Raw genomic sequence first — 15,447 nt, 5'->3', positions numbered from 1 at the left:
AACGGGGCGGACGACCCCGCGAAGGCAGCCGCGAACGGGGCGGACGGGCCTGGGGTGGTTCACGTGGGGAGTCACGGCACCGGCTCCCCCAGTACGCGGTCCACCGGCACCTCGGTCGTGACGGTCACCGCGGCCGGGTCCAGGTCGTGCGGCGTCGGCATCACGCTGCCGGGCAGCTGGACGGCGGCGGCGCCGTGCGCGACGGCGGAGGCGAGGGCGCCGGGGCCCGTCCCGCCGGACACGAGGAACCCGGCGAGCGAGGAGTCCCCGGCGCCGACGTTGCTGCGTACGGCGTCCACGCGGGCGGTGCCGTACCAGGTGCCCGCGTCGTCCACGAGCAGCTGCCCGTCGGCGCCGAGGCTGGCGAGCACGGACCGGGCGCCCAGCTCGCGCAGTTCCTCGGCGGCCTTCACGGCGTCACCGACCGTGGCGAGGGGACGGCCGACGGCCTCGGCCAGTTCCTCGGCGTTCGGCTTGACCACGTCGGGCCGCTCGCGCAGCGCCCGCAGCAGGGCCGGACCGGAGGTGTCCAGGGCGATCCGGACCCCGGCGGCGTGCGCGCGGGCGACCAGGTCGGCGTACCAGGACGGGGCCAGTCCGCGGGGCAGACTGCCGCAGCAGGCGATCCAGTCCGCGCCGGACGACTGGCGCCGTACGGTCTCCAGGAGCAGTTCCGTCTCCGCCGGGGAGAGTTCGGGGCCCGGCGCGTTGATCTTCGTCAGGACGCCGTCGGCCTCGGCGAGCGCGATGTTGGACCGGGTGGGCCCGGTGATCGGGACCGCCGCGACCTCGATGCCCTGCGCGTCGAGCAGGTCGGCGACGAGGGCGCCCGGCGCCCCGCCCAGCGGCAGCACCGCTACGGTGCGCTGCCCGGCGGCGGTCACCGCGCGCGAGACGTTCACGCCCTTGCCGCCGGGGTCGACGCGCTCGCCGGTGGCGCGGACGACCTCGCCGCGGTCGAGGGACGGCACCTCGTAGGTGCGGTCCAGCGACGGGTTGGGGGTGACGGTCAGGATCATGCGCGCACTACTTCCGTGCCGGCGCGCTCGATGTCGCCGGCGTCCTCGGGGGTCAGTCCGTTGTCGGTGATGAGCAGGTCCACGTCGCTCAGGGCGCCGAAGCGGGCGAAGTGCTCCTGGGCGTACTTGGAGGAGTCGGCGAGCAGCACCACACGCCGGGCGGCGGTCAGGGCGGCCCGCTTGACGGCCGCCTCGGCGAGGTCGGGGGTGGTCAGGCCGTGCTCCACGGAGAACCCGTTGGCCGCCACCACGGCCACGTCGGCGCGGATCTCGCCGTACGCGCGCAGCGCCCAGGCGTCCACGGCGGCGCGCGTGCGGTGCCGGACGCGTCCGCCGACGAGGTGGAGCTGGATGCCGGGGTGGTCGGCGAGGCGGGCCGCGGTGGGCAGGCTGTGGGTGACCACCGTCAGCGAGGTCTCCGGCGGGATCGCCGCGGCCATGCGGGCCACCGTGGAACCGGCGTCGAGGATCATCGTGCCCTCGACCGGTAGTTCCGCCAGGGCCGCCTTGGCGATGCGGTCCTTCTCGTCGGCGGCCGTGGACTCGCGCTCGGCGAGGTCCGGTTCGAAGTCGAGCCGTCCGGCGGGGATGGCGCCGCCGTGCACCCGGCGGAGCAGACCGGCGCGGTCGAGGGCCTTGAGGTCCCGGCGGATGGTCTCCGCCGTCACCTGGAACTCCTCGGCCAGCGACACCACGTCCACCCGGCCGCCGTCCCGGGCCAGCCGGAGGATCTCCTGCTGCCGCTCCGGTGCGTACATGACCGTTCACCTCCGACCGTGCCCGAACCTGTGGTTTCTCCCGGGAGGCTACGCCCGGTTGTCCGAGATGTAAACAGCAAACGGAAACAGTCAGACGCAAGCAGACATGAACGGTCATCGACATGGCGAGAGGCTGGTCCGGCACGGAGGTGCCGGACCAGCCTCTCGCCGGCGCCTGTCTCAGACCAGTGCGGGTTCCTTCCCCTCCTCCCGGTCCTCCGCCCGGCCCCCTTCCACGTGCTGGGCCGGCCGTCCGGGCAGAGCGAACATCAGCAGGAAGATCCCGGCCAGCACCGCGGCCACCCAGCCCAGCGCGTTCTGGAAGGCGTCCACGTAGGCCGGGCCGAGGCGGGCAGGGGCGAGGTGGTCGCTCATCGTGCCGAAGAAGACCACCGACACCAGCCCGAGACCGAGCGCGTTGCCCATCTGCTGCACGGTGTTGATGAGCCCCGACGCCGCCCCGGCGTGTTCGCGCGGCACCTGGGAGAGCACCGCGTCGGTCAGCGGCGCGACGATCAGGCCCATGCCGACGCCCATCACGACCAGCGGCGGCGCCATCTGCCAGGACGTGATCGCGAGCCCGTAGTGTCCGGACTCCCAGATGTGGAGGAGCACTCCGGCCGCCATCACCAGCGCTCCCGCCTGCAGCACCTTCCGCCCGAAGCGCGGGACCAGCTTCTGCACCGAGATCCCGGCGGCGGTGGACACGGCGATCGAGAACGGTACGCCGGTCAGGCCGGCCCGCAGCGGGCTCCAGCCGAGCCCGTACTGCAGGTACAGCGTCCACACCAGGAAGAAGATGCCGAGGGCGACCCCGAAGACGGTCTGCACGGCGATCCCGGCCGCGAAGCTCTTCACCCTGAACAGCGACAGCTCCACCAGCGGCGAGCCGTCCCGCGCGCTCTTGCGCCGCTCGTAGGCGACCAGGACCGCGAGGACCACGACCGACCCGGCCATCGAGAGGTGTCCCCACAGCGGCCAGCCCAGCTCCTCGCCCCGGGTGAGCGGGTAGATCAGCATCAGCAGTCCGAGGGTGACCAGCGCGACCCCGACCAGGTCCAGCCGCAGGGCGCGCGGCGCCTTCGACTCCGTGATGAAGCGACTGCCGAGGACCAGGCCCGCGATGCCGACCGGCAGGTTGATGAGGAAGATGGGCCGCCACTCGAGACCGAAGAGGTTCCACTCGGTGAGCAGGGCGCCCAGGAGCGGCCCGGAGACGGCACCGAGTCCGACGATCGCGCCGAACAGCCCGAAGACCTTGCCGCGTTCGTGCGCCGGGAAGGTGGCGTGCACGATCGACAGCACCTGCGGCACCATCAGGGCCGCCATACCGCCCTGGAGGATGCGGGAGGCGACCAGCACCTCCGGATTCGCGGCGAGGCCGCACAGCGCCGAGGCGAGGGTGAAGCCGCCGATACCGACGAGGAAGACCCGCTTGCGGCCGTGGATGTCACCGAGCCGGCCGCCGGTGATCAGTCCGGCCGCGAAGGCGAGGGCGTACCCGGCGGTGATCCACTGGACCTGGCTGAAGGAGGCGCCCTCGTCCTTCTGGATCGAGGGGATGGCGATGTTGACGATGGTGACGTCCACCAGGTCCATGAACGCCGCGGTCATCACGATCGCGAGCGCGAACCAGCGGCGCCGGTCGCCCGCGCCGGGCTCGGTGGAACCGGCGGGTTCCGTGGGTCCACCAGGTCCGACGGACTCGGCGGACTCGGCGGGCTGGGCTGACTCGGCGGGCGAGGGAGTCGCGTCGGCTGCGGCGGGTGGGACCGGCGCCGGATCCGGGGTGTGCGTGGTGGTCATGGGGAAGAACGTATGTACCCAGTAGGACTGATCACGTCCTAGATCCACGGCATCCTCGAACACATGACGACGGACACTCCGGCCCGGCTGCTGACCCTCCTCTCCCTCCTCCAGACGCCCCGCGAATGGCCCGGCGGCGAGCTGGCCGACCGGCTCGGGGTTTCCCGGCGCACCGTCCGGCGGGACATCGACCGCCTGCGGGAGCTGGGCTACCCGGTGCAGGCGACGATGGGCGCCGACGGCGGCTACCGGCTGGTGGCGGGCAAGGCGATGCCGCCGCTCGTCCTCGACGACGAGGAGGCGGTGGCCATCGCGGTCGGGCTGCGGGCGGGCGCCGGGCACGCGGTCGCGGGCCTGGACGAGGCGTCGGTGCGGGCCCTGGCCAAGCTGGAGCAGGTGCTGCCGTCCCGGCTGCGGCACCGGGTCACCACGCTCCAGTCCGCGACCACGCCGCTGACCAGCGGGGACGGGCCGAGCATCGCGCCCGAGACGCTGACCGTGATGGCCTCGACGGTGGCCGGGCACGAGCGGCTGCGGTTCGCCTACCGCGCGGCCGACGGCACCGGGACGCGACGCCTGACGGAGCCGTACCGGCTGGTGTCGACGGGGCGGCGCTGGTACCTGGTCGCCTACGACGTGGACCGGGACGACTGGCGGACCTTCCGGGTGGACCGGGTGAGCGAGCCCTTCGCCACGGGGGCGCGGTTCGCGCCGCGGGAACTGCCGACCGGGGACGCGGCCGAATACCTGCGGCGCTCGATGCAGCAGCGCACCGACTCCTACGAGATCGCGGTCGTCTTCCACGCCCCGGCGGAGGCCGTCGCGCCGCTGTTGCCCCCGTGGATGGGTGCGCCCGAGCCGGTGGAGGGGTGCGCCTCGTGCGTGGTGCGGGCGACCGTGTCCGGCCCGGTGGAGTGGACCGCGGCCCGGCTGGCGACCACCGGCCTGGAGTTCCGGGTCCGGGAACCGGCGGAACTGGTGGACTGCGTACGGGAGCTGGGGGCGCGGCTGGCACGGGCGGCGGGGGCCGACTGAGAGGTGGCTGCCGTGGCCCGCCCCGCGTTACGTGCGCCACCCGCGTTCCGCGGGACCGTCCTCCCAGGCGAAGTCCCGCAGCACCTCCAGGTTCAGCAGCGCCTGCTCCAAGGGGCCGCGCGTGTCGCGGGAGGACGACGACGCCCAGTGCTCCGTCGCCACCCGCACGGCGGCGCCCGCCACGGCGGCGGCGAAGTGCAGCCGGGGAGCGGCGGCCCGTCGCGCGGCAACGTTGTCGTCACCGCCGGACATGCGTGCGGCCAGCGCCTCCACCAGTCCCCGCTCCGTGGCGTGGCAGACCTCCGCCCACACCTTGCGCAGCGCCGGACTGCTCCCGGCCAGGCGGACGAGGGCGCGGGCCCACTCCCAGGAAGGCGCCGAGACACCCGCGCCCGGGGTCAGCGTGTGCCGCACGGCGTGTTCGAGTGCCTCGGGCGGGGACAGTTCGGCCGGGGCGTCGCGCACCGCCCGTACCCAGCGCTCGGCGCCGAGGGCGTAGAGGGGGGTGATGGCCTCCTCCTTGGCCGCGAAGTAGCGGTAGAAGGTGCGCGGGGCGACGCCCGCGGCCTTGGCGATGTCCTCGGCCCGGGTGGCCCGCAGGCCCTGGTCCGCGAAGAGGCGGGCCGCCGCCCGGGCGATCTCCATCCGGGTCTCGGCCTTGCGCCGCTCGGTCAGGGAGACCTTCCCGGACAACGGCCCGGTGGAGTCGGGCGGCCCCGGTGCCGGGTCGGGACATGACGAAGGAACGGTGGTGCTCACTTCGGCAGGCTATGCCGCTGTGGCAGAATCTGCCATTCGGCGGGCCACCCCGGGGTTCAGGTTCGGGGTGCCCCGCCTCTCTCGCGTCTCTCGATCGAGAACCGACGCCGAACCGCCGACCGACGCACCGGACGCACCGACGTCCGGGTCCGGCTCGCTGTCGGCCGGTCTCCCGCTGCGGAAGAAGCCGGGCTGCGGCGCCCCGGGGGGAGAGGCGCCGAGCCCGGCTCGGGAAGTCCCGGCGCCGGGGGGAGTGCGTCGGGACGTGGTCCAGTGGTGCCGCGCCGGGGGCGCGGCGCGGGCCGTCGTCGGAGGCGGGACGAACGAGCCGGACGAGGACGAAGGGGTGGGACGGACCGGACGAACCGGGCCGGGTGAAGCGCCCGACGAGTGGGCCGATCCGACGGGCTTGAACGTCTCTTTCCCGGCCCCGGCGGGTTGAAGCAGCGTTGTACGGCCATGTTTGCGCCGGGTTCAGCACCCGGCGTACGCCCCACCCGCCACGTCACGCCCCCGCGTCACGCCGGCAGCCGGGCCGCACGGCCCGGCCGTCGTCTCCGGCGGCGTTACGCGGCTGCCTCGAAGCCGGTGTCGCGGGCCAGCTTCTTCAGCTCCAGCAGCGCGTGCTTCTCGATCTGGCGGATGCGCTCACGGGTGAGGCCGTGCTCCTTGCCGACCTCGGTCAGCGTGCGCTCGCGGCCGTCGTCGATGCCGTACCGCATCTTGATGATGGAGGCCGTGCGCGGGTCGAGGCGGCCGATGAGGTCGTCCAGCTCCTCGCTGCGCAGCAGGGTCAGCACCGACTGCTCGGGCGACACGGCGGAGGTGTCCTCCAGCAGGTCGCCGAACTGGGTCTCGCCCTCGTCGTCCACCGACATGTTCAGCGAGACCGGGTCGCGGGCCCAGTCGAGCACGTCGGTGACGCGCTCCGGCGTGGAGCCCAGCTCGGCCGCGATCTCGGCGGGCTCCGGCTCGCGGCCGTGCTCGCGGTTGAACTCGCGCTGCACACGCCGGATCCGGCCCAGCTCCTCCACCAGGTGGACGGGCAGCCGGATGGTGCGCGACTGGTCGGCGATGGACCGGGTGATGGCCTGACGGATCCACCAGGTCGCGTACGTCGAGAACTTGAAGCCCTTGCGGTAGTCGAACTTCTCGACGGCGCGGACCAGGCCGGCGTTGCCCTCCTGGATCAGGTCGAGGAGCGGCAGACCGCTGCGCGGGTAGCGACGGGCCACCGCGACGACCAGGCGGAGGTTGGAGCGGATGAAGACGTCCTTCGCCCGCTCGCCCTCGTCGATCAGGGCCTGGAGTTCCTCACGGGTGGCGTCCGCCCCGGTCTCCTCGTACCCTTCGAGGACCTGCCGCGCGAACACACCCGCCTCGATGGTCTGGGACAGCTCGACCTCCTTGGCAGCGTCGAGCAGCGGTGTCCGGGCGATCTCGTCGAGGTACATGCCGACCAGATCGCGGTCGGCGAGCTCGCCGCCGTTCGCGCGGACGCTGGTTGCCGAGCCGGAGGTCTCGCCGGTGGCGGACTTACGACGGGCGACGGCACGGGTTGCCATGCGTGCTCCCTTGCGATGGTGGTTCAGCGGGTGGTCCTGTGGACGCTCGGGCGCCTTGCGGTGTTGTCTCCGTTGCCTTCAGCCCCTCTCGGGACTCTCCTCGGGTGCCCTGCATCCGATGGAAACAACGACTGGAATCCGGACAGAATTCCCAACCTGCCCCTCGATCTTTCTGATCATGCAGTACCCTGTCCCGCCACACGAGGAGGGGCGATGCCGTCGGGAACCGCTGAGGTCCAGGTCAGGCCGGGCGTCGAGGAGGATCTCAAGGCACTCACCGACCTCTACAACCACTACGTACGTGAGACGCCCATCACGTTCGACACCGAGCCGTTCACCCCGGAAGAACGCCGCCCTTGGCTGCTCTCCCACCCAGAAGACGGCCCCCACCGCCTGCGGGTTGCCACGGACGCGGACTCACAGGAGATTCTGGGGTACGCCACCTCCGGCCCCTACCGCGCGAAGCCCGCCTACGCGACCTCGGTGGAGACCACCGTCTACGTCGCCCCGGGCGCGGGCGGCCGGGGCATCGGCTCGCTCCTCTACGCCGCCCTCTTCGACGCCCTGGCCGGCGAGGACCTGCACCGGGCCTACGCGGGCATCGCCCAGCCCAACGAGGCGTCGCAGCGACTGCACGCCCGCTTCGGCTTCCGGCACGTCGGCACGTACCGGGAGGCGGGCCGCAAGTTCGGCCGGTACTGGGACGTGGCCTGGTACGAGAAGCCGCTGTAGCGCCGGCGGCGGCATCCGGGGGCGCCTCTCGCACCCCGTCGGCCGACCGTCAGCCGAACTGCACCGACCGCTTCGCCAGCCCCATCCAGAACCCGTCGATCACCGACTGCCGCGTGTCCAGCTCACCGGTGGCGTCCGCCGCGCCCATGGTCACGAACAGGGGCGCGAAGTGCTCGGTGCGCGGGTGGGCGAGCCGCCCCGCCGGGGACTTGTGGAGGAAGTCGAGCAGCCCGTCCACGTCCCCGCCCTCCAGTGCGCGCCGCCCCCAGTCGTCGAACTCCGCGGACCAGGACGGGATGCCGCCCTGGCGGAGCGCGGCCAGGTTGTGGGTGAAGAAACCGGACCCGACGATCAGCACGCCCTCGTCGCGCAGCGGCGCGAGCCGGCGGCCGATCTCCATGAGCCGCGCCGGGTCGAGGGTCGGCATGGAGACCTGGAGGACCGGGATGTCCGCGCCGGGGTACATCTCGACCAGGGGCACGTAGGCGCCGTGGTCGAGGCCGCGGTCGGGGACGTCCTGCACGGGCGTACCGGGAGCGCGCAGCAGCCTGCGCACGGACTCGGCGAGCGCGGGGGCGCCGGGGGCCTCGTAGCGCACCTGGTAGTAGTGCTCCGGGAAGCCCCAGAAGTCGTAGACCAGGGGGACGGTCCGGGTGGCGCCGAGAGCGAGCGGGGCCTCCTCCCAGTGGGCGGAGACGACGAGGATCGCCCTGGGGCGGGGCAGGGCGGCGGACCAGGCGGCGAGCTCGCCGGGCCAGACGGGGTCGTCGGCCAGCGGCGGGGCGCCGTGACTGAGGTAGAGGGCGGGCATGCGTTCCTGCGGGGCGGCGGTCACGGCGGCTACTCCAATACTTGAACTCTCAATCTCTGTTCGTCCTCAACCTACCCCCAATTTGTTTAACATTCAAGGAAACGTCTCGTACAGTGGACGCATGAACGACGAACCCCGATGGCTCACCGCCGAGGAGCAGCTCGTCTGGCGCTCCTACATCGAGGCCGCCACCCTCCTCGAGGACCACCTCGACCGTCAGCTCCAGCGCGACGCCGGCATGCCGCACGTCTACTACGGCCTGCTGGTCAAGCTGGCCGAGTCACCGCGCCGGCGGCTGCGGATGACGGAGCTGGCCAGGTACGCCAAGATCACCCGCTCCCGGCTCTCGCACGCCATCGCCCGCCTGGAGAAGAACGGCTGGGTCCGCCGCGAGGACTGCCCCTCCGACAAGCGCGGCCAGTTCGCCATCCTCACGGACGAGGGGTACGAGGTGCTGCGCCGGACCGCACCGGGCCACGTGAACGCCGTGCGTCAGGCGGTCTTCGACCGGCTCACGCCCGAACAGCAGAAGTCCCTCGGCGAGATCATGCGGATCGTCGCCGAGGGACTTCAGCCGAGCGAAGCGGGTGCGGACCTGCCCTGGCTGCGCTGAGCGCGCGGCCGGGGCAGGTCCGGGGGAACCGTGCGTACGGGGCGTCCCCTCCCCGTACGCACGGGTGGAACAGGAGCCCGAGCGGGTACGGCTGCCGGGTCGGGCGCCGTCAGTGGGCGACGACCGGCACCCGCAGCTCGTCCTCGGCCCCGTCGCCCGCACCGGACCCGGCGACGGCGTTGCCGCTGCCCGGTCGCCCGGCGTTGACGAGGGTCAGGGCGATGGCGGCCGCCACGACCAGGATGCCGACGGCGAACCAGATCGCGCTGGTGTAGCCCTGCACCTGGCCCTGCAGCTGGACCAGCTGCTGCTGGGACCGGGAGGACGCGCCGCCGATGTGATCGGCGATGTACGACGTGGTCGCGGAGGCGGCGATCGTGTTCAGCAACGCCGTACCGATGGCGCCGCCCACCTGCTGCGAGGTGTTGACCATCGCGGAGGCGACACCGGCGTCCCGCGGCTCCACGCCGGTGGTGGCCAGGGACATGGCGGGCATGAACGCCGTACCCATGCCGAGGCCGAGCAGGAGCATGCCGGGCAGCAGCACACCGGCGTAGGAGGTCTCGACCTCCAGCTGGGTGAGGAACAGCATGCCGACCGCGGCGACCAGGAAGCCGGGACCCATCAGCAGCCGGGGCGCGACCCGGGTCATCAGCCGGGTGCCGATCTGGGTGGAGCCCGTGATCATGCCCGCGATCATCGGCAGGAAGGCGAAGCCGGTCTTCACCGGCGTGTAGCCCTTCACGACCTGCAGGTAGTAGGTCAGGAAGAGGAACAGGCCGAACATCGCGATGATGGCCAGCCCCAGCGAGAGGTAGACCCCGCCCCGGTTGCGCTCGGTGACCACGCGCAGCGGCAGCAGCGGAGCCTTGACCCTGGACTCGACGACCACGAAGGCCAGCAGCAGCACCGCCGAGGCGACGAACATGCCGACCGTCACGGCGTCGCTCCAGCCGTTGGACTCGGCGCGGGTGAAGCCGTAGACGAGCGCGACCAGACCGAGGGTGGACAGGATCACGCCGGGGATGTCGAGCGGCGAGCGGTTGCGGCCGCCCTCGGGCTCACGGATGACCAGGTACGCGCCGGCCGCGGCGACGATGGCGAACGGGATGTTGACGAAGAACGTCCAGCGCCAGTTCAGGTACTCGGTGAGGAACCCGCCGAGGATCAGACCCACGGCGCCACCGCCACCGGCGATCGCACCGTAGATGCCGAAGGCCTTGGCGCGCTCCTTGGCGTCCGTGAACATCACGGCGAGCAGCGAGAGCGCGGCGGGCGCGAGCAGGGCGCCGAAGACACCCTGGAGGGCGCGCGAGCCGAACATCATCGCCTCGTTGGTGGCCGCACCGCCCAGCGCGGAGGCGACGGCGAAGCCGCCCAGCCCGAGGACGAAGGTGCGCTTGCGGCCCCACAGGTCGGCTATCCGGCCGCCGAACAGCAGCAGACCGCCGAAGGCGAGGGCGTAGGCCGTGACGACCCACTGCCGGTTGCCGTCGGAGATGCCGAGGTCCTGCTGCGCGGAGGGCAGGGCGATGTTCACGATGGTGGCGTCGAGGACCACCATCAGCTGGGCGAGCGCGATGAAGACCAGCGCTTTCCAGCGACCGGCGTCCGGGGCGTCGGCGACGCCGGAAGCCTTGACGGCTGATGGAGACATGGAGATACCCACTTCGGACTTCGTGACGGAAAAACGAGAAAAGGGACGACGGGACCCGCGCCGATCACCCTCCGTCAGCGGGACGGCTGACGGCTCGGCGCCGGTGTCGAAATCGGTGGAGGTGGAGGTGGAGGTGTCGCTGTCGGTGTCGGCGTAGGTGCCGCTGTCGGTGTCGGCTTCGCTGTCGGTGTCGAAGCTGGCTGAACTACTGGTCGCAGGGCCGGCGCAGGTCCTCCACGGTGACGGCCGCACCCGGCAGGGCGGAGCGGGCGGGAGCCCGCAGCCCGTCCAGGAACAGCTGCAGATGGCGATGGACGAACCGGTCGACGCTCATGCACCCCGTACCGGCCGGGGGCCGGCTGAGCTGGGCGGCTGCGATCATCACATCGCCCACGTCCACGTCGTCGCGGAGCTGACCGGCCGCCTTCGCCCGGTCCATGACCTCGGCGACGAGCCGTTCGACCCGCTCGCGCGCCGCTTCCAGGTCGGGGTGGTGCTCGTCGAACGTGCTGGCCACCATGGGACACAGCGCGCTGATGCGCTCGTCGGCGGAGGCGTGCACGAAGCGCTCCAGCGCCTCGAACGCGTCCCCGGTCTCGTCGAGTGCCAACTCGGCCGCCTGTGCCGTGCGGTCCATGACCGAGCAGACGACCTCGCGGACGAGGGCGTCGCGGTCGGGGAAGTTGCGGTACACCGTGGCGTTGCCGACGCCGGCCCGGCGGGCGACGTCGTCGAACGGCACGTCCGGGCCGTGCTCGACGAACATCTCCCGGGCGGCGAGGACGATCCGCTCCCGATTGCGCAGAGCGTCGGCGCGGGGCCTGGTCACCTTGCGCTGGTCGGGGACAGCGGTCTGCACGGCGCACTCCTTGGTCTGTGGGGTGTGACTTCACTGAGGTCAATGAGGTCAGTGAAATCAGTGAGGTCAGTGGTTTCACGATCCGGGGAGCAAGTCCCCGTTTCGCTCGGACACAGGTCTAAACGGGGAAACGATCCCCGGTTATTTCCCACCCCCGAAGAACTTTCAGGTGACCTGAGTCACACCCGCACCCGCCCCTCCCCCCGGTCGGCGGCTACCGGTGAGAAACCCACGATCGGCCTCTCCAGCGCGCGCCCGCCCACCCGGCGGCCCAGGGTGAGCCCAAGGGCGCAGCCGGTGTCGGGCGGCTGCCGTGGCACGGGGAGGTCCGCATGCAGCCGCACGGGCAGGCGCAGCCGCCGAGCCGCCGCATACGCCCGCGCCGACTGGCCGCGGGCGGGACCGTCGCCGTCCTGACCCTCGCCCTCAGCACCTCCGCCGGCACCGGCCGGCTCGCGCCCGGCACCTCGACCTCGGGCCCCGGCCCCGCCGCCCTCTCCCACTCCTCCGCGCACGGCCCCTGCATGATCAGCGGCGGCCCCGAGACCCAGATGTCCGAGGGCGTCCCGACCTCCACCGGCTACGCCCGCTCGACCGGCACCGTCCGCGCGCTCACTCTGATGATCGACTTCTCCGACGCGCCCGGCGAGGGCAAGGCGCTCGACCGGTACGCCGAGTTCTTCCCGCAGACCGAGGAATGGTTCCGCACCAGCAGCTACGGCCGCCTCGACTACCGCCCCGAAACCCCGATCCGGGACTGGCTCCGGATGCCCAAGTCCTTCGCCGAGTACGGCATAGAGCGCGGCGCCCCCTTCGAACCCGGCTACCGCAAACTGGTCCAGGACCTGGTCGCGGCGGCCGACCCCAAGGTCGACTTCCGCGCCTACGACCTCGTGAACGTCCTGGTCACCCCGAACGCCGGCCCCTCCGCCCTGGACACGGTCCTGTCCGTCACCTTCGCCGGGAACCAGGAGGCTCCGGTCGCCGACGGCGTCCCGGTGGCCAACGCCTCCTTCGTCTACTCCCGCCAGGACGACGGCTCCGGCTCCTACGACGAGACCGGCTACCGGGTCCTCCCGCACGAGAACGGCCACGTCTTCGGCCTCCCGGACCTCTACACCCAGGAGGGCGGCGGCGCCGTCGGCCACTGGGACATCATGAGCGAGGACTGGGGCGCCAACAACGACCTCCTCGGCTGGCACAAGTGGAAACTGGGCTGGCTCGACCGCACCCAGGTGCACTGCGCCTCCGCGCCCGGGACGACCGAGTACACACTGACCCCGCTGGCGCGCAAGGGCGGCGACAAACTGGTGGTCCTGCCGCTGAGCGGCACGTCCGGCTACGCGGTCGAACTGCGCACCCGCGAGGGCAACGACGAGACGGTGTGCCGACCCGGCGTACTGATCTACAAGATCGACGCGGACGTGGACACCGGCATGGGCCCGGTACGGGTCTACGACTCCCGGCGCGACAGCGGCGGCTGCACCCGCAGCCCCAACGTCCACGCCGAACTCTCCGACGCCGCCTTCACCGAGGGCGAGACCTTCAAGGACCCGCGCAAGGGCGTCACGATCAAGGTGACGGGCAAGGACGGGACGGGAGACGTACGGGTCCGGGTCACCCGGAAGTGACGGCCGGGGACGGGCCACCCGGGTGTGACGGCCATGTCCGGACCACCCGGACGTGACGACCGGGGGCTGTCAAGCGGAGCCGACGGGCGGGGGCTGTCAAGCAGAGGCGACGGGCGGGGACGGTCAAGCGGAGGCGGTGGGCGGGTCGGGCTACCGTAGGCGCCCTGCGACACCCTGCGGCGCCCTGCCGTGATCGCCGTACCGGAGAGCCGATGCCCGCCCACACCCCTGACGTCACGCCGACCGAGGCGGTCACGCCTCTCCTCCGCGGCATCGCCGTACTCCGCCGGCTGACCGAGGCGGACGGCGGCACCCTCAGCCTCAGCGCCCTGGAGAAGACCACCGGCCTGGCCCGCTCCACGGTCGACCGCCTCACGGCGACCCTCGCCCGCATGGGATACGTCCGCCTGGACGGCCGCGACGTGACCCTGGCCCCCCGCCTGATGGAACTGGGCAACGCCTACCTCGCCGCCCTCCGCCTCCCCGCCCTGCTCTCGGCTCGCGCCGACGCCCTGGCCGACGAACTGGACGAGTCGGTGTCGCTGGCGGTCGGCGACCGGGACGGCATCCGCTTCATCCACCAGGCCACCCGCCGCCGCGCCATGTCCCTGAGCTTCCGCATCGGCGACCTGCTCCCGGCGGAACGCACGGCCCCCGGCCCCCTGTTCGCCACGGAATGGACGGACGCGGACTGGCGCCACTGGCGAGAACGCCGAGCCGGGGACCCGGCGGACCACACCTTCCCCGCCGTACCAACCCGCGAACACCCGACGGCGGACGAGGACTTCACCCTCCGCACCTCCACGGCGGCGCGCGACGACTACGCCTTGGACGACCAACTCGTCGAACCGGGCCTGGTGGCACTGTCGGTCCCCGTACGACACCCCGGCACCGGCCGCGTGGCCTGCGTGGCGAGCGTCGTGAGCCACACCAGCCGCCACACGGCCCCGGACCTGCGCACAACCCTGCTCCCCCGCCTGCGCGCGGCGGTGGCGGCGATGGAGAACGACCTGCGCACGGCCCCTCCCCCGGCCCCGGGTCCACCCCGCGCGGGCCTGGCCACTTGGACAGGGGCATCAAAACAAGAACTGGGCCGGGACTTCGTGGAATCCCTCGCCCGCGGCCTGACGGTCCTCACCGCCTTCGGCGAGGGCCGCTCCGCGCTCACCCTGACCCAGGTCGCAAAGGCAACGGGCCTGTCCCGCGCGACCGCACGCAGAGCCCTGATCACCTTCACCCACGCCGGCCTGGTGACCCCGGCCCCCGAGGCCACCTTCACCCTCACCCCCCGGGTCCTGTCCCTCGGCTTCCCGCCCCTGTCCCACACCTCCCTCCCCGAGATCGCCCAGCCCCACCTGACCGCCCTCGCCGACCGCGTCCACGAATCGACGTCCCTCGCCGTCCTCGCGGACTCCCGCACGGAGATCCAGTACACGGCCCGGGCGTCCACGGCCCGCGTCCTGAGCGCCCGCGTCACGGTCGGCACCCGCCTCCCGGCCCACGCGACGGCCCTGGGCCGCGTCCTGCTGGCCCTCCCCGAGGTCCGGGCCCGGGGCTACGCCCTGGTCGACGAGGAACTGGAAGCCGGCCTGCGCGCCATCGCCGTCCCGGTACGCGACCGCACGGGCACGGTGGTGGCGGCACTCAACGTGGCCACGCACGCGGCCCGCCGCACGACCAAGGCCTGCGAAACGGAGCTCCTCCCCGAGCTGACCCGAACGGCATCCGACATCGAGTCCGACCTCCGCGTGGCAGGCCACTTCGTCCACGTCCCCCCGACGTGACCCACCCCCCGGCCTCCCCCTCCACCCCGGCCCCCGATCCGCTAACCTGTTGGCACCGCCGCCCACAGCGGCAGGCCCCGCCTTCGTAGCTCAGGGGATAGAGCACCGCTCTCCTAAAGCGGGTGTCGCAGGTTCGAATCCTGCCGGGGGCACAGAGAAACACCTGGTCAGAGGCCCTTCCGTCCACCGGACGGGAGGGCCTTCGTACTCGCGGCACACATATGGCACACATGCGGCTGCGGGCAGAGGTGGGGAGCTGTGCGAGATGCCCTCGAAGGATGAGCTGGCCCGGCGACGGTACGAGAAGCTGGTCGACCGGCTTGAGAAGCTGTTGTCTTTTCGATCTTGAGAGATGCGCGTCGAACGGGAGTCCCGATCGAGTGGTCGCGGGGCTCTGGGCGCATACGAACAGGGCCTC

Annotated in this window: 13 protein-coding genes and 1 tRNA gene; 6 read left to right on the top strand and 8 right to left on the bottom strand. The window is 72.3% G+C overall.

The features are described 5' to 3' along the window. Window positions 1-71: 71 nt before the first annotated feature. From pfkB to AB0P07_RS33295, 3 genes are all read right to left on the bottom strand, one after another. Window positions 72-1,019 (bottom strand): 1-phosphofructokinase, encoded by a 948-nt coding sequence (pfkB, locus tag AB0P07_RS33305; protein WP_365557293.1) that lies wholly within the window; start codon window positions 1,017-1,019, stop codon window positions 72-74. After that, on the bottom strand, window positions 1,016-1,777 hold the full coding sequence (locus tag AB0P07_RS33300; RefSeq protein ID WP_365557291.1) for a DeoR/GlpR family DNA-binding transcription regulator: 762 nt from the start codon (window positions 1,775-1,777) through the stop codon (window positions 1,016-1,018). Before AB0P07_RS33300 ends, pfkB begins: the two co-directional genes overlap by 4 nt. 180 nt (window positions 1,778-1,957) lie before the next feature. Beyond that, window positions 1,958-3,583, bottom strand: a complete 1,626-nt coding sequence (locus tag AB0P07_RS33295) for an MFS transporter (protein ID WP_365557288.1) — start codon at window positions 3,581-3,583, stop codon at window positions 1,958-1,960. A 63-nt stretch (window positions 3,584-3,646) separates the two neighbouring features. Between AB0P07_RS33295 and AB0P07_RS33290 the strand changes: the two genes are divergently transcribed. Further along, window positions 3,647-4,618 carry a YafY family protein gene (locus tag AB0P07_RS33290; RefSeq protein ID WP_365557285.1) on the top strand — a complete coding sequence of 324 codons (972 nt, stop codon included), beginning with the start codon at window positions 3,647-3,649 and terminating at the stop codon, window positions 4,616-4,618. Between the two features lie 27 nt (window positions 4,619-4,645). Here AB0P07_RS33290 and AB0P07_RS33285 read toward each other — a convergent pair whose 3' ends face one another. Together AB0P07_RS33285 and AB0P07_RS33280 are read right to left on the bottom strand one after the other, a co-directional pair. Continuing rightward, a complete protein-coding gene (locus AB0P07_RS33285; protein ID WP_365557283.1) occupies window positions 4,646-5,377 on the bottom strand; it encodes a TetR family transcriptional regulator in 732 nt (243 codons plus the stop codon). A gap of 566 nt (window positions 5,378-5,943) precedes the next feature. Then, window positions 5,944-6,942 carry a sigma-70 family RNA polymerase sigma factor gene (locus AB0P07_RS33280; protein WP_030190975.1) on the bottom strand — a complete coding sequence of 333 codons (999 nt, stop codon included), beginning with the start codon at window positions 6,940-6,942 and terminating at the stop codon, window positions 5,944-5,946. Between the two features lie 213 nt (window positions 6,943-7,155). Between AB0P07_RS33280 and AB0P07_RS33275 the strand changes: the two genes are divergently transcribed. Then, window positions 7,156-7,674 carry an N-acetyltransferase family protein gene (locus AB0P07_RS33275; RefSeq protein WP_365557280.1) on the top strand — a complete coding sequence of 173 codons (519 nt, stop codon included), beginning with the start codon at window positions 7,156-7,158 and terminating at the stop codon, window positions 7,672-7,674. A gap of 49 nt (window positions 7,675-7,723) precedes the next feature. On the opposite strand, the gene AB0P07_RS33270 is transcribed toward AB0P07_RS33275, so the two are convergent. After that, complete coding sequence (locus AB0P07_RS33270) at window positions 7,724-8,509, bottom strand: class III extradiol ring-cleavage dioxygenase (protein WP_365557277.1); 786 nt, start codon at window positions 8,507-8,509, stop codon at window positions 7,724-7,726. 97 nt (window positions 8,510-8,606) lie between these two features. On the opposite strand from AB0P07_RS33270, the gene AB0P07_RS33265 reads away from it, so the two are divergent. Then, on the top strand, window positions 8,607-9,098 hold the full coding sequence (locus AB0P07_RS33265) for a MarR family transcriptional regulator (protein ID WP_365557275.1): 492 nt from the start codon (window positions 8,607-8,609) through the stop codon (window positions 9,096-9,098). 109 nt (window positions 9,099-9,207) lie between these two features. On the opposite strand, the gene AB0P07_RS33260 is transcribed toward AB0P07_RS33265, so the two are convergent. Further along, a complete protein-coding gene (locus AB0P07_RS33260; protein ID WP_365557273.1) occupies window positions 9,208-10,755 on the bottom strand; it encodes an MFS transporter in 1,548 nt (515 codons plus the stop codon). A gap of 205 nt (window positions 10,756-10,960) precedes the next feature. Beyond that, the gene (locus AB0P07_RS33255) at window positions 10,961-11,614 is read right to left on the bottom strand and encodes a TetR/AcrR family transcriptional regulator (RefSeq protein ID WP_365557271.1); all 654 of its coding nucleotides are present in this window, start codon (window positions 11,612-11,614) and stop codon (window positions 10,961-10,963) included. A 332-nt stretch (window positions 11,615-11,946) separates the two neighbouring features. Between AB0P07_RS33255 and AB0P07_RS33250 the strand changes: the two genes are divergently transcribed. The 3 genes from AB0P07_RS33250 to AB0P07_RS33240 all read left to right on the top strand — a co-directional run bounded on the left by AB0P07_RS33250 (window position 11,947) and on the right by AB0P07_RS33240 (window position 15,181). Next, on the top strand, window positions 11,947-13,245 hold the full coding sequence (locus AB0P07_RS33250) for a M6 family metalloprotease domain-containing protein (RefSeq protein ID WP_365557268.1): 1,299 nt from the start codon (window positions 11,947-11,949) through the stop codon (window positions 13,243-13,245). Between the two features lie 212 nt (window positions 13,246-13,457). Beyond that, a complete protein-coding gene (locus AB0P07_RS33245) occupies window positions 13,458-15,029 on the top strand; it encodes an IclR family transcriptional regulator C-terminal domain-containing protein (RefSeq protein ID WP_365557265.1) in 1,572 nt (523 codons plus the stop codon). 79 nt (window positions 15,030-15,108) lie between these two features. Next, window positions 15,109-15,181: transfer RNA gene (locus AB0P07_RS33240), tRNA-Arg, on the top strand. The last annotated feature ends 266 nt before the right edge of the window (window positions 15,182-15,447 follow it).

Origin of the sequence: Streptomyces sp. NPDC085944 (assembly GCF_040686295.1) — a bacterium.
Taxonomy (GTDB): domain Bacteria; phylum Actinomycetota; class Actinomycetes; order Streptomycetales; family Streptomycetaceae; genus Streptomyces; species Streptomyces salinarius.
The sequence above is the reverse complement of the archived record's forward strand: the minus strand, read 5'-3'. Positions and strand labels throughout refer to the sequence as shown.